The organism is Niastella koreensis GR20-10, assembly GCF_000246855.1.
GTDB classification, from domain to species: domain Bacteria; phylum Bacteroidota; class Bacteroidia; order Chitinophagales; family Chitinophagaceae; genus Niastella; species Niastella koreensis.
The window spans coordinates 3,826,067-3,843,547 of the sequence record NC_016609.1; the positions used below are offsets into that span (position 1 = coordinate 3,826,067).

The 17,481-nt window shown below is 45.5% G+C and carries 17 protein-coding genes; 11 read left to right on the forward strand and 6 right to left on the reverse strand.

The genetic code is table 11. The features are described 5' to 3' along the window. The first annotated feature begins 103 nt into the window (after positions 1 to 103). The 4 genes from tsaD to NIAKO_RS14910 all read left to right on the forward strand — a co-directional run bounded on the left by tsaD (position 104) and on the right by NIAKO_RS14910 (position 6,088). Positions 104 to 1,147, forward strand: a complete 1,044-nt coding sequence (gene tsaD, locus NIAKO_RS14895; protein ID WP_207622436.1) for a tRNA (adenosine(37)-N6)-threonylcarbamoyltransferase complex transferase subunit TsaD — start codon at positions 104 to 106, stop codon at positions 1,145 to 1,147. A 265-nt stretch (positions 1,148 to 1,412) separates the two neighbouring features. Further along, positions 1,413 to 2,069: a tRNA1(Val) (adenine(37)-N6)-methyltransferase gene (locus NIAKO_RS14900; protein ID WP_049815529.1), complete on the forward strand. Its 657-nt coding sequence runs from the start codon at positions 1,413 to 1,415 to the stop codon at positions 2,067 to 2,069. A gap of 240 nt (positions 2,070 to 2,309) precedes the next feature. After that, positions 2,310 to 3,233, forward strand: a complete 924-nt coding sequence (locus NIAKO_RS14905) for a hypothetical protein (RefSeq protein WP_014219278.1) — start codon at positions 2,310 to 2,312, stop codon at positions 3,231 to 3,233. Positions 3,234 to 3,250: 17 nt separating this feature from the next. Further along, positions 3,251 to 6,088 carry a CHAT domain-containing protein gene (locus NIAKO_RS14910; protein ID WP_014219279.1) on the forward strand — a complete coding sequence of 946 codons (2,838 nt, stop codon included), beginning with the start codon at positions 3,251 to 3,253 and terminating at the stop codon, positions 6,086 to 6,088. Between the two features lie 903 nt (positions 6,089 to 6,991). Here NIAKO_RS14910 and NIAKO_RS14915 read toward each other — a convergent pair. Continuing rightward, on the reverse strand, positions 6,992 to 7,768 hold the full coding sequence (locus NIAKO_RS14915) for a tetratricopeptide repeat protein (protein WP_014219280.1): 777 nt from the start codon (positions 7,766 to 7,768) through the stop codon (positions 6,992 to 6,994). A 7-nt stretch (positions 7,769 to 7,775) separates the two neighbouring features. Further along, on the reverse strand, positions 7,776 to 8,420 hold the full coding sequence (locus NIAKO_RS14920) for an RNA polymerase sigma factor (protein WP_014219281.1): 645 nt from the start codon (positions 8,418 to 8,420) through the stop codon (positions 7,776 to 7,778). A gap of 762 nt (positions 8,421 to 9,182) precedes the next feature. Between NIAKO_RS14920 and NIAKO_RS14925 the strand changes: the two genes are divergently transcribed. The 6 genes from NIAKO_RS14925 (at position 9,183) to NIAKO_RS14955 (ending at position 14,027) form a co-directional block, all read left to right on the forward strand. Further along, positions 9,183 to 9,533, forward strand: coding sequence for a helix-turn-helix domain-containing protein (locus NIAKO_RS14925; RefSeq protein ID WP_014219282.1), 351 nt, complete (start codon positions 9,183 to 9,185; stop codon positions 9,531 to 9,533). A 56-nt stretch (positions 9,534 to 9,589) separates the two neighbouring features. After that, on the forward strand, positions 9,590 to 10,060 hold the full coding sequence (locus tag NIAKO_RS14930) for a hypothetical protein (RefSeq protein ID WP_014219283.1): 471 nt from the start codon (positions 9,590 to 9,592) through the stop codon (positions 10,058 to 10,060). A 32-nt stretch (positions 10,061 to 10,092) separates the two neighbouring features. After that, a complete protein-coding gene (locus tag NIAKO_RS14935) occupies positions 10,093 to 10,551 on the forward strand; it encodes a hypothetical protein (RefSeq protein ID WP_014219284.1) in 459 nt (152 codons plus the stop codon). Between the two features lie 40 nt (positions 10,552 to 10,591). Next, positions 10,592 to 10,930 (forward strand): helix-turn-helix domain-containing protein, encoded by a 339-nt coding sequence (locus NIAKO_RS14940; protein WP_014219285.1) that lies wholly within the window; start codon positions 10,592 to 10,594, stop codon positions 10,928 to 10,930. A 1,481-nt stretch (positions 10,931 to 12,411) separates the two neighbouring features. Beyond that, positions 12,412 to 13,137, forward strand: coding sequence for a hypothetical protein (locus NIAKO_RS14950; RefSeq protein WP_014219287.1), 726 nt, complete (start codon positions 12,412 to 12,414; stop codon positions 13,135 to 13,137). Further along, positions 13,134 to 14,027 carry a carboxypeptidase-like regulatory domain-containing protein gene (locus NIAKO_RS14955; RefSeq protein WP_014219288.1) on the forward strand — a complete coding sequence of 298 codons (894 nt, stop codon included), beginning with the start codon at positions 13,134 to 13,136 and terminating at the stop codon, positions 14,025 to 14,027. The genes NIAKO_RS14950 and NIAKO_RS14955 overlap by 4 nt, the downstream gene beginning before the upstream one ends. A 129-nt stretch (positions 14,028 to 14,156) precedes the next feature. On the opposite strand, the gene NIAKO_RS14960 is transcribed toward NIAKO_RS14955, so the two are convergent. Then, a complete protein-coding gene (locus NIAKO_RS14960) occupies positions 14,157 to 14,786 on the reverse strand; it encodes a hypothetical protein (protein ID WP_107685677.1) in 630 nt (209 codons plus the stop codon). Positions 14,787 to 14,871: 85 nt separating this feature from the next. On the opposite strand from NIAKO_RS14960, the gene NIAKO_RS14965 reads away from it, so the two are divergent. Next, a complete protein-coding gene (locus tag NIAKO_RS14965) occupies positions 14,872 to 15,870 on the forward strand; it encodes an AraC family transcriptional regulator (RefSeq protein WP_014219290.1) in 999 nt (332 codons plus the stop codon). Between the two features lie 8 nt (positions 15,871 to 15,878). Here NIAKO_RS14965 and NIAKO_RS14970 read toward each other — a convergent pair whose 3' ends face one another. The 3 genes from NIAKO_RS14970 to NIAKO_RS14980 all read right to left on the reverse strand — a co-directional run bounded on the left by NIAKO_RS14970 (position 15,879) and on the right by NIAKO_RS14980 (position 17,402). Further along, a complete protein-coding gene (locus NIAKO_RS14970) occupies positions 15,879 to 16,418 on the reverse strand; it encodes a hypothetical protein (protein WP_014219291.1) in 540 nt (179 codons plus the stop codon). Between the two features lie 18 nt (positions 16,419 to 16,436). After that, positions 16,437 to 16,958 carry a hypothetical protein gene (locus NIAKO_RS14975; protein WP_014219292.1) on the reverse strand — a complete coding sequence of 174 codons (522 nt, stop codon included), beginning with the start codon at positions 16,956 to 16,958 and terminating at the stop codon, positions 16,437 to 16,439. Between the two features lie 150 nt (positions 16,959 to 17,108). Further along, a complete protein-coding gene (locus NIAKO_RS14980) occupies positions 17,109 to 17,402 on the reverse strand; it encodes a YbbC/YhhH family protein (protein ID WP_014219293.1) in 294 nt (97 codons plus the stop codon). Between the last annotated feature and the right edge of the window lie 79 nt (positions 17,403 to 17,481).

Here is a 17,481-nt window from a genome sequence, read left to right on the forward strand (position 1 = left end):
GCAAATACAATTTCTTTTTTTTCGCTTTAGCCTTTAACCTTTGGGCTTTTACCTCGTTGCCTTTATGCCTTGTTGCCTTGTTGCCTTTTTCTATATTTGCAAGGTGAGTATTACAATTCTAGCAATCGAATCATCGTGCGATGAAACAGCCGCTGCTGTTTGCCGTGATGGCGTCATTCTTTCCAATTTTATTGCCAATCAAACCGTGCATGAACAATATGGCGGGGTGGTGCCCGAGCTGGCCAGCCGCGCTCATATGCAGCATATAGTGCCGGTGGTATATGCCGCCCTGCAAAAAGCCAATCAGCAAAGCGGTGAACCCACGGATGAAAAATCCATTCACAACCTGTTACAAAGCGTAAACGCCATTGCCTTTACCCAGGCGCCGGGCCTCATTGGGTCGCTGCTGGTGGGGGCGCAATTCGCCAAATCGCTGGCGCTGGCGCTGAACGTGCCGTTGATTGCCGTGCATCATATGCAGGCGCATGTGCTGGCCAACCTCATTGAAGATCCCAAACCGGAATTCCCCTTCCTGTGTTTAACGGTAAGCGGTGGCCATACCCAGATCGTGTTGTGCGAATCGCCGCTTTCGCTGAAAGTGATTGGCGAAACCATGGACGACGCCGCCGGCGAAGCATTTGATAAATCTGCCAAATTATTGGGTCTGCCCTACCCGGGCGGGCCGCTTATTGATAAATACGCCCAAACAGGCGATCCCAACCGGTTCAAATTTCCCGAACCGCAGATCCCCGGTCTGAACTTCAGCTTTAGCGGATTAAAAACCGCCATCCTGTATTTCCTGCAGGAGAACACAGCCAGTAATCCCAAATTCGTAGAAGAGAACCTGGCCGATATTTGCGCTTCCATTCAACACCGCATCATCAGCATTTTGCTGAACAAGGTAAAGGCTGCAGCGCGCACTACCGGTATCGATCAGATCTGTATTGCCGGCGGCGTTAGCGCCAACAGCGGCTTACGCAAAGCCCTTACCGAAATGGGTCAAAAACACAACTGGCGCACCTTTATTCCCGCCTTTCAATACTGTACCGACAATGCCGCTATGATTGCCATGACAGCTTATTATAAGTTTTTGGAGAATGATTTTTCGGAATTAAGCGTTAGTCCTACTGCCAGAGCGGAATGGTAATTAGCTACAAGCATCAAGCTGCAAGCGAATACAGGCTTTAAGCCGTAAGCTGTAAGCTGTAAGCTGTAAGCAAATACAGGGTTAAAGCAGAAAGCCCAAAGCCGAAAGAATATACAGCATTCCAGCCTTTGGCTTTAACCTTTTGGCTTTTACCTGCCTTCATCCTTTTTCATTTCTCATTTCTAATTTCTCATTCTTCATTTCCCCCATGCCTAACTCATATTTTAAGTTTAAACAGTTTACAATAAATCAGGGAAAATGTGCAATGAAAGTCTGCACCGATGCCTGTATCCTTGGCGCCTGGTTCTCCCATAAAATTCCGCAGGATGGGATGGTGCTGGATATTGGGGCGGGAACCGGGCTGTTGATGATGATGCTCGCTCAGCGCTCCCAGAGCGGGATCCACGGCTTCGAGATCGATCCGGCCGCTTATGCGCAATGCCAGGACAACATCGGCCAAAACGACTGGCAGGAACGCCTGACCGTATTCCACGGCGACGCCCGCGACTTTCAATCTCCATTTAAATACGATTTCATTATTTCCAACCCGCCTTTTTTTGAATCTGACCTGCATTCGGCCAGTGACCAGGAAAAAATAGCCAAACACAGCACCCACCTTACCCTGGAAGAACTGATCCGGGTGATGGACACCAACCTGAAACCAGACGGGTCCTTTGGCATCCTGCTTCCCTACCACCGGTGGGAATATTTCGATCAACTCGCCCGCAGGCAAAACTTCTCCCTAAAAGAACAACTGGTGGTAAAACAATCGCCCAAACATACCCCTTTCCGGTCAATTTTACATTACACGCGCGCCAAAGTCCATTTTGCCACCACCCACCACCTCACCATCCAGGAAATTGACCGCGTTTATACCCCTGAGTTCGTAGAAATGCTGAAAGATTACTATCTCTACCTCTGAGGAACAAGATTTGCAATAGTCAATGGTCAATGTTCAAAGGTGGGCCGGGAGGGGGCTTTCTTACATCATGATAACCAAAAGAATAAATAGCAGCGTAATATATATTCGTGTATTATTATCCAAAAATCGAATATTTGTCATTCCGTATTCGTTTGAATCCGTATCCGTTTGAAGTACGGTGATACACGCGCCTGACCAACCTTGTCTGTAGTTTGATTCCCGCGTAAAACCGAAAAATACATGAAAAGCAGACTGTGCACTTGCCTACTCCTGTTTTCGTTCGCATTATTTCTTGCATTTGCTGCCTGCAGCAAAGCAAACCGTTCCGGCACCGATGCGGAAACGAATACTGATCCCCTGGTAGATTCGCCCCTCAGCGGAAGCACTACCCCCACTTTACCTACCAATCCTAATTTATGTCCCAATGCGCCCAGCTATGGCGACAGCATCATATACCTGCAACCGGTAAACGGACAATACACGGTTAACCCGGTGAATAATACCGGCATAACCGGTACCTATCTTTCCTGGCCCGAAGGACTCAGCATCAATAAAAACACAGGTGTTATCAATGTCTCAAAAAGCGAAACCGGGGTACGCTACCTCGTGGGTTTTGTAAAAGATGGCACAAAGGATACCTGTATCAGCCAGCTGATTCTGGGTGGTATCACCTACATGGACAGCATTTATGTGATGGAGAAGAACGACACGCTGGCCAAACCTGTTTTCAACGCCAACCCCAACGCAGCTCCTGCCTGTGATCCCAGCGACGATACCGACTATCCCGGTAATAACGGCAATGGCAACAACAAGTGCTCGTTCGATGACGATGCGCCCGGTTCAAAAGCCAATGACCAGAAATTACGCGTGCGCACGCTGAATGGGTACATCAACCTGAAAAAATCACTCAACGACGGACTGTTTGGTCCCAACGTAAAGAACGGCGATTCCAAAACAATAAAGATCTTATACGCACTCAACGATAACAGTAAAAAGGCGCAGCAACAGATCTCAGTGAAGGTGATCTACTACGATAAGGTGTCGAGCATTCCGTTCTCCTTATCAAATGAAGTAGCTACCAAGCGCCTGACCATGATGGATTACCACATCGTAAACGGAAAGCCGCGGCCACCATTACTCATCATTGCCGGGCTCGCTAAATAACGGCCATTAAATACTCCATGGGAGAACAGGTGAAGGCAACAATACGGGGCATCGTATGGAAAGGCTGGCTGCTGCTGGCAACCCTGTTGGTTTGCTCGTATCGTACCGGTAACCCGGCTCAGCCCTCGCCCGCCCTACTGGCGTTGTACAAAAAAGCCAGCCGGTTGTTTCATTTGCCCAACCCCACCGATGCTACCGACAGCCTGGCGATGACTGCCTACCAACAGCTGATTGCACAGCACAATAAAACCGGCGAAGTACCGGACACGATGCTGTTCTATGCCCATAAAAACCTGGGCATCCTGCTTGATGTGCAAACCAGTTATGCAGCTGCCATTAAAGCGTATCTGCAGGCGCAACGCATCAAACAACAGCACCCGCAATGGAGCGATAGCTTATTATACGAAATAGCCGAACACGCCGGTTCTGCCTATTATCACCTGAACAATTTTGATTCGGCCAGTTATTTTTTACACCAGGCCGAAGCCCTGGCGCAACGGTTTCCCCATATTCCTGAAAAAGAAAGGTTGTACAACGACCTCGGTGTTTTATACTACGAGAACGGCAATTACCTGCAAAGCCGCAATTACTTTACCCAGGCGCTGGACATCATCAATAAACGGCCGCCGAAAGACGCCACCTGGGTGGTAAACATCGAGAACAATATGGCAGCCGCCAGCTACAAACTGGGTCAATACCAGCAGGCCATCACCATCTACAAAACCATTTGCTCGCAAAAAGTATTTACCAGCCAGATCTTTTTAAACCTGGGACTGGCCTATAAAGCCATGGGCAATTATGCAGAGGCGCTAAAATGGTTTCACCAGGTAAATACCACTACCCTGCCGCGCGTATTTAACGAACTGGCGCATACGCATCTGTTGTTGCAGCACCCCGATTCAACCGGTTATTACCTGCAGCAGTTTGCCCGTTCCACTTCGCCCAATAAAGCGCCGCCCAACAGCATGTATACGGGTATGTATTATTTGTACCGGGGCTACTGGCAGATTGATCAACGGCAATACAACGACGCATTAAAAAGCCTGCAACAGGCCATCATCGTTTTCAGCGGACATTTCAACAATCCCAACGTACAGGCGAACCCCGTACAGTTTACCGGCGCCTTTACCTCCTACCGCCTCTTTGATGCGCTGTTTAAAAAGGCTGCCACGTTCGAAGCCATATACAAAGCCACCCATACCGAAACCTGGCTGCAGGCAGCTTTACAAACATATTCCAGCGCTATCACCCTGTTGCGGTTTATTGAAAAAAGTTACGATACCGACGAGGCCAAATTATTTTTGAAGAACAACAGCCAGCAGGTGTATCAGAACGCCGTAACGGTTTGCCTACAGTTACATGCCTTACATCCCAACAAAGGCTATGCGCAGCAGGCCTTTGTAATGGCAGAACGCAACAAGGCATCGGTCATGTACAGCGGCATCACCCAAAAAGGGTTCCGCAAATTAGCCGGCATCGATCCCGCCCTGTTGCAGCAGGAACGGAACATCAAATACAACCTGGCCCGCTTAAGCATCCGCAACGATCAAACGCAGGACAGCGCCGCACTGGTTTCACTGGCCAATGAAAAAGCGGGGTACGAGATTCAGCTGGCGCAGGTACAGCATGCCCTGGAGCAAAACAGTTTGTATTATCAACTCAAATACCAGGAAACCTATCCCCGACCCGATTCACTGCAACAATACCTGGGCCGTAACCAGGCGGTGATCAGCTTTTATGCAACGGGCAATACCCTTCACCTCTTTGTTATTACCCGCTCGCGGTTTCAACAGGCCGGCATCGATTCGTTTGCTTCGCTGCAACAGGCCATTACCTATTGGTTAACGGCATTACAGCACCCCGAAAACGGCCGCCGCTTCAAGGGTGCGCCCTGGGGGCAACAATTGTATCAGCGCCTGGTAAAACCCTTACAGGCCTTAACCGGCGATGCCACCGAATGGATCATTATCCCGGATAACATCCTGTATTACCTGCCGTTTGAATCATTACCCCGCGAAGCGGGGGGAGCCGATGCCCCGCCATTGCTGGAAACAACCGAGATCAGTTATCAGTTTTCCACCCGCTTTATTGTAGCGCAGGCGGCGCGAAAACATTCGCTCAATACCAGTTTGCAAACCCTGGCCTTTGCGCCCTTTGCGCAGGCGGGTAAACCCTTTCCGCATCCGGAATATACGTTTATGCAGCAATTACCGGCCTCTGCGCAGGAGATCGCGCATTTACCGGGACTTTCCTTTACCAATCAGCAGGCCACCAAAGAAAAGTTCCTGCAACACCTGCAGCAATACCCGGTGATACACCTGGCTACGCATGCCATTGCCGATACCGGCAACAGCGCGGCCTCCTTTATTGCCTTCTATCCGCAAACCGGGGAGCGCACCCAGGATGCATTATACCTGGAAGAACTGTATGGGTTGAATATGGAAAAAACGCAACTGATGATCATCAGCGCCTGTGAAACGGGGCACGGACAACTGGTGAACAGCGAAGGCGTGCTGAGCCTTACGCGCGGTTTTGCCTATGCCGGTTGTGCGAGTATGGTAAACAGTTTATGGAAAGCCGATGATAATTCCACGGCAGCCATTCTACATCAATTTCATATCTACTTACAGAAGGGTTATACAAAATCAAAAGCATTGCGGCAGGCAAAGCTCGATTACCTGCATAGCAATGCTTTATACAAAACGCCCGACTATTGGGCACATTTAATTCTCACAGGGGATAACCAGCCGTTGGTGAAAGCGGTTACCTGGTACTGGTGGTTGCTTGTTATAGGCGCCCTGGTGGCAGTGGTATTGGGAATGAGCTGGCTTAAAAGAAGAAAAAAGTCGACGTAGTTTACACAAGTATACGGATTAAAATTGCTCTGATGTGTGTACTCCGGACTAATGCAGATACTGCGTTATCCTTTGAGGTCAAGACGTCGACTTTTAGAGTTGTCCTCCTGTAACAGGATGGAATTATTTTATTATTAGTAGCATTTGTATTTTACAGTGTATGCTTAAGGCAGAACGCTTGTTCCCCGAATTTCACCCCCCCGCCAATTAGCGGGGACTACAAAAATCGGGAGGTAGCCTTTAGCCTTTGGCTTTGAGCCTTAAGCTTAAAAAGGTAACCGGACTACCAACAAGCGGGTCCGGTTACCGAAAACTAAATCATTGTGTGCAAATCAGGTGCAGGGCATCAAGAGTGACGCCCAACCATTTAGAGTTTAGGGTTAAACAACGCATAAGAGCGTCATAAAAAATTCGTGAGAAATGAACCATCCAGGTTTCTCTGTCGTACACTGCAATGAGCGACTCAGGTTTCCGATGTTATGATCCGTTCCTCACGAATGCAAAGTATTATTCGTGAAGATGGAACCATCCAGGTTTCTCTGCCGTAACCGCAATGAGCTACTCAGGTTTCCGATATTATGATCCGGTCCTCACGAATGTTAAGCATAATCCGTGAAGATGGAACCATCCAGGTTTCTCTGTTGTAGTTCCGCCAGCTGGCGGACTACCCAGGTTTCCGATGTTATGATTCAGATCCTCACGAATGCGTAGGGATAATCCGTGAAGATGGAACCATCCAGGTTTCTCTGTAGTAACCACAATGAGCTACTCAGGTTTCCGATATTATGATTCAGATCTTCACGGGTGAAAGTATCATTTAAAAGAGCTGGTTCTATTAATTAGTAAAAGCTGAGGAAAGGGATGTAACCGCGTAACCGGACTTTTTTTAAAAAATATTTCCTTTTAGCGGTTTGCCTTGATTTTCAATAATTCAAGATCCATCTTTCCCACCTGCATCGCCTGTTGGTGATACAAATGGTTTTTATCAGCCCGTATTTGTTGTAACAACGCAATAGCCTGCACGGGATGGTTATTGGCCAGGTTACTCATAGCCAGGTAAAACTGGGCTTCGTCCCGGAAGTAATCATCACCCGTTTGGGAATTGTTACGCAATACCTGTTCAAACAATTGGTTTGCTGCTGCAAAGTTTTTTAGCTGCAGGTGGGCCATAGCGGCCAGGAATAAGGCTTTATTATCAGATAAGGAAGAAGACGAATTAGCGGCGGCAATTACTCCGTTCCAGTTCTGGTTACGGTATGCCTGCTCAAGATCAGTGATGGTTGCCTGTCCCCTGGAAGTTGACAGGTTGTACGCAATAAACGTTTTATCGTACACGTGTGTTGCACTTACCGTAAAATATTTATAGGCAACGGTGCCAACGATCAATGCTACAACCGCTGCAGCAACCCGCATGAACGGACGTACTATGCTGCGCACATTTTTTCTGTTAGCCGGCAGTAATACTTCAACCGGTTGTATGGTCCTGAAATTTTCTTTCACCGCAGCCACCTGGTCGTACAATGCCGCATACTCCACTGCTTCAACAGCCAGTTGCAGGTATTGCCATTGCTTACGCACTTCCAGGTCGGTATTGATCAATTCTTCCACTTCGCGCATTTCCCTTTCTTCCAGGGTCCTGTCGAAATAATTGATCAGTAAATGTTCGTTGCGGTCTTCCATAAAGTTATCACAGTTTGTTCACCAGCCGGGCAATTACGGGGTTTTGTTTTATCATTTCCGTAAGTGATTGCAGGCATTTATATTTTTTATTTCGTACCACCTGTTCATTCTCGTATGGCAGGTGATGCAGAATTTCTTTCATCGACATATTCTCGTAATAGAAAAGGGTAAGCAGTTTTTTACAGGACTCACCCAGTTTCCCCAGCACTTCCTGGAACTGTTGATTCACTTCCCGGTTTGCCATGTGCTGGCTGATATCCGGTTCAGTAACATCGCGGCTGTTCTCAAACGCTTTCTCCCGCACTTCGCTCCGTTCACGCTTTTTCAATTCATTCAACCACAGGTGACGGGCAATGGCAGCTAAAAAGGTCTTTACACTGGATTCACCGCGGAACCTGTCTTTTTTCACCGAATCGATGAAGGTGACCACCGTTTCCTGGAAGATGTCTTCTGCATCTGCCGGGTTACCGCTGTTGGCCAGAATAAAAGCCTGGATCGTTTGTGAATACTGCTGATAAATGAAATAAATGGCGTTGTTCAGCTGATCCCCTCTTCTGATGGCGGTTAGTAACTCCGCATCAGCATACGTCGTACTGCCTTTTATCATAGTAATAGTAAACGCCGGGGTTGTTTTTGTAACCGGACTGATCACTTTTTATTGAATTTTTTAGATGTCCCTTAAGAAGGGCGCAAAAATAACGAAGGAAGAAGCAGAATCTGTTAGAAATCTGTTCAAACTTTGTAGAATAACCCAGCAAGTTGATACAGGTCAATAATTTCCCGGACTACACCATACCTATTTACCCTTATATTAACCTTAACACTAATAAGTCACCATCCCTCCGCTTTCTTTTTGCCGGCAGCCCCTTTATCCGCTTTTATCAAAAACGCCGGTTTATGAACTAACCCTTACCCATATTCTATGATTTCTGGCTTCAAAACCTGTCATTTTAACCCGATTCTGCCCGAAAAAAAATATTTTTCTTTTGAATAAAGGTGAACATACCTGTTGTATTCCCATATATAAACCGCTTTCTTTCAGAAACCCCTACGAAATTAGTCCCCTAAACAAGTAGGGAACAAAACCACCTTTATTCCGGATTTTGCCAAAAAGGTGAAAATCGAAAATCAAAAGTGCAAAACATGAACTGATTGATTCTTAAAATAATAACGGGCTAATTAACTTGCATTAGGAAAGTTGAAGCCGGCGCCCGGCCTTGGAAGCGGGACAATTTGTAGCGCCCTGTCCATATCATTGAATGTTTTGCTGAAGTAGTAAGCGGGTGGCTGCAGCTACAGTACTTACCTGTTAAAAACAAGCGGGAGGCAATGCAGTATAGATGAATGTGGTTGCGGAGGCATGCAACAAGTGACGGAATGACACTTATCCGCCCCATTACATTTAAACAGCGGCATGGCCAGTAATAATAAATATATTAGGAAGGAGATCCTGAATGTGGCAAAACGGGTGAAGAAATTAATTGACGACGACCCCACCACCCGCATCAGTACGGCTGCGCTGGCCAACGAAGCAGGGATTAGCCGCAATATGTTGCAGATCGTATTCAAAAACCGGTATGGCTCGCCCATTGGCCGGTATAAGTTGAGAATGCGTATGGCACATGCCAAATACCTGTTAACCACCGGCAAATCGATCAAGGAAATCGCGATCATGCTGCATTATTCGAGCATCAGTTCTTTTAACAACGCTTTCAGGACCTTTTATGGACAAAGTCCATCAGAGTGGCGGGTACGACGACGGTAATATAACGTTCACACGTATGTTATAAAAGGAACCAGGAGACCATTAAACCATTGCAGATGAAACCAGCCAACAAACAACCAGCTGACAATGCAATAGCACAATTCCTGAAAAGCCAGCTGGGTTACTATACCAACCCGTTTGGCGTACAAAGCGACCTGTTGGAGGACGGCGCGTTTAATATGACGGCCCCCTACCCTGGCATTTACCTGGCAGATGGGTATGCGATAGAAATATGTATAGAAGACAGCACCATAGCCGAATTTACCAACCTGACGGGCATTACCACTGTAGAACAATTACATTTTGCCAGTCCGCAGCTGCTGTTGGAGCTGTATCACCGGGGCGCCGCCTTTTTAAGTGTATTGTACGACAATGGCGACAATTGCTGGGAACTGGTTTTTCAGAAAAAGGATGGCCGCATACAGGTAAGAGATGAAGACGAAGACCGGAAATGGATAGCCCGGAAGAAACTGGAGAAGCCGAAAGATTTTATCAATTACATCACCAACTATTCAAAGAAACATTGATACAATAACCATTTATAAACCATTACCCGGATATGACCAGGGCAGCCAAACATATCTATACGTTTTTAGATGACCATTTAGGCATCTACGACAATCCCCAGGGTATTGAGTTTATAATGAATTTAGATGACAGTGTATTTGTGGTGAGCCCCATTAACCCGCCCCCGGAGCCATATGTCGATTTTGGTTTGATATACCCCGGCCAGCCCTTTAACACGTTTGTAGACGATTTTCAATTCTCCGGTACCCGCGCCTTGCAGGCACTGACCCCTGAAAAAATGTGGGCCCTGTACAATAAAGGCAAGGTGGAAATTTACTGTACCCTTGTTGTAAAGGTGATCTTTTATGCATTGTATTTCCGGTTGGCGAAAAACAACCGGATGATCGTACGGGACGATTATGACCGGGAGCACCAGTTGGAGATGGTATTTACCAATCCGCAGCAGTTCCTGGATTATACCCAAAGCCACTTCTACCAGGAAGGCGGCTAAACAAGGCCAATTATATCGTTTACCATTAAACCAATGTAACATGAAAAATGGCACGCGGCGAACGCTGTCAGCAGCAATCTGGTACAAACAAATCCTGGACAGCGAATGCAAAGTTGGCCTGCCGGCCAACAAACTCTGCCTGCAATTAGGCATGAACCGGAATACCCTGCAATCAACATTCAAAAAATTATACGGCAAAAGCATCCGCGAATACCAGGTACAGATCCGGATGGAGAAGGCCCTGCAATTACTCGAAACCGGTATCGACGTAACACAAGTAGCCGAAGAACTGAATTACGCCAAGATGAGTGCATTTACCAATGCATTCACCGCTTACTTTGGCTTCGCCCCCTCTGCCCTGATCAAACCGGTAGAATAAACAGCACCACACCATAGCAAAACCATAAAAATATTTGCCAATGGAAACCTTATTCCTGCCTGTGCACACCTGCCAGGCAAGCAGCAGCTCATGAACGATCCCCATACCAGCGAATCAACTCCACAAACAGATTCTTTACAGCATGTAAACCTTGTTCCATGAGCATAAAGCATACAGATGTTAAAATTGTTACGCAGGTAGTAGCATACCTGTTGGTACAGGATGCCGACCTGGAATATGACCCGGGCGAGTACAACACACTCTTAAACCTATAGTACTCGGCTCGGCAGGTGTGGTATACGGCTCAAGATTTATCGGCGGCAATCCTCACCGTATCCTGTTCTTCTGGCATAGTATCAGCAATCGGGTGTTGACATTTCTCTCGAATATGTTCAGCAACCTGAACCTGAAGGATATGGGAACGGGGTATAAGTTGTTCCGGACTTCGATCATACAGCGGATCTATTTGCATGAGAAGCGATTTGGGTTTGAACCTGAGGTGACACAAAAGGTGTCGATGATACCGGGGATAAGAATTTATGAAGTGGGAATATCTTATTACGGGAGAACGTTTGCTGAGGGGAAGAAGATTGGGTGGAAATATGAACACTCAATGACTGTTCAATCTAAATACCTCAATTCCGTCTGAACTGGGATTTATGGGATGCACGGGATTTGGTAGGACATGGCCATCTGACTGTAGTGTTATTGCCTGGGTATTGCCTAAGTATTGTCTGGGTATTGTCTGAGTATTGCCTTGCGCACTAGTATATCCAGGCAGTCTCCAGGCGGTCTGTTTACAGTATCCAGGCAATATCCCTACCATTACCCTACCATATCACCACTGTTTGAACTGGGATTCATGAGATGAATAGGATGTTTGAGATTGTAGATTGCGTAAATAAAACACCTACAGATACTAACAGGCTTCGGATCCACCCGGGTCCAGGCCAAGACTCCCCGACTTTTTCGAGGCTCTTCCGGGACTGACCAGAGACAGCGCTTACTCATCTTCGCAAATGCTTCGCAAGTTGTTCGCAAATTTGCGAAGAAGCCCAAGGGAATGCTAAGAGCAATCTAAAAGGATTTGCGAAGAAAGTTGCTTTGCCCGCCGAAGCTAAAGCTTCGGCGGGCCTATTTTTAGGCCCCGGAATACGCATCAGCCTCTGACGATACATTATCCATACCCCAAACATCTCACTAATCCTATAAATCCCAGTTCAGACAAGCTATGGCGTTATAGAAAACTTTAGCAATTTGTTTTGGAAGAAACTACCGGGGAAGGTATTTTAGAAGAACTATCAGGCTCCTATATCGTTGTAGATTTTGATCTAAAGCTAACTGTCATAGGTTCCTGGAAAAAGACTAAGCTTGGTGATTAGTTAATCCTATAAATAACATACATTCAAAACCAACAGACTGCCAACAAAATACAGGAATAACCCCTATTTTTAAACTATTAAATCCTTGAATATTAATACATGCCGACTCCGCACTCAAAATCGACCTCCGCTTTTATCCTGTCATTATACCGGGAATCCGTAAAAAAAATCCCGATCCTGAAATTCTCCTGGGTACTCATTTCCACCATTTGCATCCTTAGCATTTCGGCCTACTTAAAACTTAAAAACGGCGATGTATTCTTTTATGCGATCGGCGTTTTGATTATCTCGTTCCTGGCTTTTGTCTTTTCTTTGATGCTGAAGATAAAAGACGTGGTTATAAAAATAGCCGTTTACATTATAGTTTACTGTATAATAATCACTATGTCCGTTGCGGTTTTGGGATTCGCCAGTTTTATCATCCAGGAGAAGCCTTCATTTTACAAAAGATGGTTTCCTGCTGAAGCAGATAAAAAAGAGGTGCTGACCCAAAAAAGCAGCGACTCTATCCCCATTAAAAAAGATACTCCAATAAACAACAAGGCTATAGTTCATCCCAAACAAACAAAAACTAACCTTACCTGTGCCGGCAGGGTTATAGATGCTGAAACTGACAAGACCCTGGGAAATGTAAAAATTCTCGTTGATGGGTCGGCGTATTATACTGATAGCTATGGAAATTTCAGCTTTGATATCAACGCGCTCAATCCGGAAGTAATTATCAAATTATTTATAAGCAAAAGTGATTACCAAAGCATCAATAAAATGGTAAGGCTGCCCAACGATCGCTTAACTATACAACTGAGTAAAATTGAAGAACAATGAAGTTGCTTTTATTACCGCTGTTCCTGTTATTGTATACCCCGGGTTTCTGCCAGAATATAATCTTAAATGGAAAAGTAGTTGACGAAAGCGGACAATCAATTTCCGGTGCCTTAATCAGCATTAATGGTCTCCTGGGCGAAGCTACATCTGACCAGGACGGGCGTTTTGTGCTGAAATTATCTAAAACCGTTAAACCGGGAACGTCTATAGTTGTACGATGCGACAAAAATAAATTTAACCCTTACATAAAGAATATCGTTGCCTCCAATGAGCAGATAATTGAAATAAAATTAGCTGCTGCCATTTCAAATGAATTTAAAATTGACACCATCTATCACCTGGCTTCAAGGGACGAATCAAAAATGGCATTGGAAATATTGGTATCGAATTTCACCAACCAGGACATCTGGCTGAAAGAATTGAAACTGTATAACCTTGTTGAAAGTAGTCAATCCGGCCACCTTCCATTTTACCATATTGAAACCTACGAGGTTATTATTGATTCCATTACTCAAATAAAAATCAATGATACTGCTGCAAAAGGGAATCTGAATGGCAGGGCATTCGAACAAATGGATACCGCATGGGCTTATAAAATAAAAGGGAATTTTGAATTTGTGAACTCAAATGACGAGCAACATTTTAAAGTAAACATGCAAATGCCGTTGGTTTTAAAACTTCCCAAAAACGATAAAACCAGGATCCGGATGAATTTTTCTTCCGCCAAAAAAGTGCTGCTACAATCGAAAGGAAATAATGGCACAGTTAATTCTTCTCCACTTGTAAAGAAACTACTACGGACAACATTAATAACCGATCGCAACAAATCTATTTCTTTTAGCAGCGATGATGATTACTTAATAGAAAAAGTTGTCAATTCTACCTTATAAATAACTACTCTCCTTTATTCCTGTCCGGCCCTTCTACCCCAAAAAAAATCCGGCTCATGTGGTTAATATTGGGGGAACCCACTAAAATTAAGGCATGGTGGCGATGAAATTATTACCTTCCCCAACCCGTTATTTACCGATCTCCACCGGTTGGTGATCGCGGTCTCCGGGTAGGAGAACCTGCACCTGTAAGATCCTTTTAAAACCATACGCCACCACCAACGCCGCAGGTGTACTGATGGAGATCCAGGTGGCCAGGTCGCGCGCAATTCCGGGCCAGTTCTTATAGTACAGCAAATGAAGCCCCAGCCCGATTACAATACCCGTTATAGCTGCGAGTAAATAAATGCCAATGCACTGACGTACCCATTTTGTGGGGAATTTAACCAGCGGTTTTAACTGGATGGCATTGATCACCCCAATTGACCCGAACATAAACAGGATGTCGAACGGAATGAACAGCGTATAATAACCCAGCCAGAATGCCCATGGTGTTACAAATAAATACATCCAGATGCCGGCCCCGCTTTTCCGCTCACCTGTAATTTGAAACGTTTTGTTTTGTGTTCGCACCAGCAGGAAAACAAACACAAATAACGACCCGGTATGCATGATAAACTGCGGAGTGGTTAACAGTTTGTCGTGATCGCCGGTAATACCGTGCGCAATAAGCGGATGCAACACGCCCAATGCCCCGGAATAAACGGCCAGGTTGCCGGTTACCCATTTTTTTAAAAATTTGTTCTTAGCAGATTCCATATATTTTCGTTTTACCATACAAAGCACGCCCATTTTACCGGCGGGGAAAGGGGTATTTTCTGCCTAAAATGATATATATTACGACATGGGGTTACAGGGAACGGTCATCCGCACTATTTTTCAAACGGCTACTTCATTTGGATTAGCGTTCGATACCCTTTGCCAGCAATCGGGCATCGACCCCGCAGAAATCGGCGACTCGGAAAAGATGTTGGAATGGGAAAAAGCAGCACTTATTTGGGCGCCGCTGTTAAAGCTGTCGGGCGATCCGTTGATCGGTCTGCATGTAGGCATGGGCGTTGAAAAAAACCTGCACGGCATGATCGGCTTTTTGATCCAGAGCTGCAAAGACCTTGACCAGGGTTTCCAGGTTTTATGCCGGTATGGCCAAATGGTGACGCCGATGGTTGAATACAGGTACCTCCTCCATGAGGTGGCTGTTGTGGAGATAGAACAGAACAAGATCTGGCTGATGAAACACCCGGAACCGGCCAGGCATGCCAACGACTTTCTGATTGCCTCCATGGTCAATACCTTCCAGGCCCTTTCGGGAAAACGCATTGTTCCATTACGGATAGAACTGGCATTCGAAATGCGGGGAATTTCCACCTACCGGGAGTTCTTTGGCTGTGAGGTGCTTTTCAATGCACCGGTGAACCGCATTGTTTTAAGTAAAGAAGCCGTTGCCACGCCCATCCTCACCAGCGATCAAAGCATGTTTGCCCTTTTCAACTCCATTTTGGCCGACAAACAGGCGCTGCTGCAAACCAACAGCACCACGCAAAATTTAAAACAGGTATTGTTCATGCAGTTCAAGGGAAGAATACCCACCATTGAAGAAGCGGCCGCTGCCCTGAATACAACACCCCGCAATTTGCAACGCCGGCTGCTGCAGGAACAAACCACCTTCCGCGATATTGCCGGCGCCATAAGAAAAGAAATTGCCTTCCAGTTAATGCAGAACCCGGCTATAAAGATCTCCGAAGTGAGCGACATCCTTGGCTATTCGGACCTTACTGCATTCAGAAAAGCCTTTAAATCGTGGACGAATACCACGCCGAGGGCAATGAGGAAGGCTACTTAAAAAACCATCTATTTAACATGCCCCTTCGGGTCGTAGGCAATGGTAAATGACGACACACTGGTATCATTGATCCGGATATATTTTATTGCCGGCGCGCTCATACCTTTCGCTTTGCTGTAAGCATTCTGTAACTTATCAGCGTCCCACTTATTATCCTGCTCAAACTCCTTCATCAGTTTATAGAGCGGGCCATCCGTATCTACCCCTTTCCAAAAATTCAGCGTTGCATTGAGTTTTTCCTGGCTAAAAGAAAAGAACTTCTTCCTGTCATGCAAATAGACCAAACCGGTTCTACGCTGGTTTATAAAAGAGATCATTTCGATATAGGTGATGTGGTTATAATCACTTACATGCGCACATAATTCCTGCCTCAGCGGCATTAAATAGCGATTATCGTTAATGTAATGGTTTACCAGGGTGTCGGTATAAATTCCTTTGGTAAGCAGGGAGTCGAAGCGTTGGAAATCCTTATCATTGAAACAATCGGAGATCTGAGAAGTACAGCTGCTTCCAAATAATAGAAAAATTACTAAAGCCTGTTTAATCAAGGGAGGTTTATTTTTGGTTTACTTAACAAGTACTACTGCGCCCGTTTCATCGTCAGTACGGCAGGCCACTTTGTTTTCAAATAACTTTCTGACAATCCTATTCCGGTCGTTAAAAGTAATGCCGGATCTCATTACCGATATTTCGCCAGGCGTAAAATATAATTTCACTATTTCATTAGCACTTAGCGAGTCCACTTTAATTTCAGATGTAAAAAAGCAATGACCACTTTTGATATATTGATCATCCAAACGAATAGTATCATCGGCATTTAATCGTTCGCGCAAAAAATTGACGTACTCATTTTTCTGCCACCCATGCGTTTCATTATAATAACGATACAAACAGAAATTTTCAGTTACTACAGTACCCGTGAAACTTTTTGATTTTACTTTGAGGGCCAAAAAAGCACCATAACGGCCGTTATCGTTTAAAACCTTTGTGAAGAAATCAACCCCGGACTCTTTTTCCTGCGCCCGGGAAACCTTGCCATATAACAGGCTAATGAATACCATCAAAATGAGGAGGAAGTTCTTTTTCATGCGCAAGGCCGATTTGGTTAAATGGGTTGGGACTGTACGAATATAAGCCACCGAAAGCATCTAAAAAAGAAACGGCAGCCCCGATTGGCAGGTGTGTAATATCAGGCGATAAGTGTGTGAATTTGGCTTCAGATTGACTAACAGCCAAAGTTATTTGGTATGAGTATTAAGCAAAACCCTACCTGTCCACCTGTCTATCAAAGCATAGGGAGTTCCACCTCTATCAGTATGAAGCGTTCCCTTAACTATCCAAATCGAATCATTCTTGAGAGTTGCATAAAAAGGCTTTGACAGGTTGACTGTCTTGCCAAACTTTTTCACCCAAGCTTTTTTGGCTATTTTGACAGCCATTAAACTATCCACGTCAACGGCTTCTCGTCCTTTGTCTTGTGCATGGACAGTATACCCACAACAAATTAACCCCAACATGATAATCAGCTTCATTCTTAACCATTATTTTTTAGTCGATATTTCATAAATTTCTATTTGCATTTACTGTGGACTGCATTCTTAATGTTGTCAA

What these genes read in the sequence shown, in the direction of transcription:
- NIAKO_RS14900 (WP_049815529.1), top strand. Translation starts at nt 1,413, where the DNA reads ATGAAAGTCTGCACCGATGCCTGTATCCTTGGCGCCTGGTTCTCCCAT.
- NIAKO_RS14905 (WP_014219278.1), top strand. Translation starts at nt 2,310, where the DNA reads ATGAAAAGCAGACTGTGCACTTGCCTACTCCTGTTTTCGTTCGCATTA.
- NIAKO_RS14910 (WP_014219279.1), top strand. Translation starts at nt 3,251, where the DNA reads ATGGGAGAACAGGTGAAGGCAACAATACGGGGCATCGTATGGAAAGGC.
- NIAKO_RS14915 (WP_014219280.1), bottom strand. Translation starts at nt 7,768, where the DNA reads ATGGAAGACCGCAACGAACATTTACTGATCAATTATTTCGACAGGACC.
- NIAKO_RS14925 (WP_014219282.1), top strand. Translation starts at nt 9,183, where the DNA reads ATGGCCAGTAATAATAAATATATTAGGAAGGAGATCCTGAATGTGGCA.
- NIAKO_RS14930 (WP_014219283.1), top strand. Translation starts at nt 9,590, where the DNA reads ATGAAACCAGCCAACAAACAACCAGCTGACAATGCAATAGCACAATTC.
- NIAKO_RS14935 (WP_014219284.1), top strand. Translation starts at nt 10,093, where the DNA reads ATGACCAGGGCAGCCAAACATATCTATACGTTTTTAGATGACCATTTA.
- NIAKO_RS14940 (WP_014219285.1), top strand. Translation starts at nt 10,592, where the DNA reads ATGAAAAATGGCACGCGGCGAACGCTGTCAGCAGCAATCTGGTACAAA.
- NIAKO_RS14950 (WP_014219287.1), top strand. Translation starts at nt 12,412, where the DNA reads ATGCCGACTCCGCACTCAAAATCGACCTCCGCTTTTATCCTGTCATTA.
- NIAKO_RS14955 (WP_014219288.1), top strand. Translation starts at nt 13,134, where the DNA reads ATGAAGTTGCTTTTATTACCGCTGTTCCTGTTATTGTATACCCCGGGT.
- NIAKO_RS14960 (WP_107685677.1), bottom strand. Translation starts at nt 14,786, where the DNA reads ATGGAATCTGCTAAGAACAAATTTTTAAAAAAATGGGTAACCGGCAAC.
- NIAKO_RS14965 (WP_014219290.1), top strand. Translation starts at nt 14,872, where the DNA reads ATGGGGTTACAGGGAACGGTCATCCGCACTATTTTTCAAACGGCTACT.
- NIAKO_RS14975 (WP_014219292.1), bottom strand. Translation starts at nt 16,958, where the DNA reads ATGAAAAAGAACTTCCTCCTCATTTTGATGGTATTCATTAGCCTGTTA.
- NIAKO_RS14980 (WP_014219293.1), bottom strand. Translation starts at nt 17,402, where the DNA reads ATGAAGCTGATTATCATGTTGGGGTTAATTTGTTGTGGGTATACTGTC.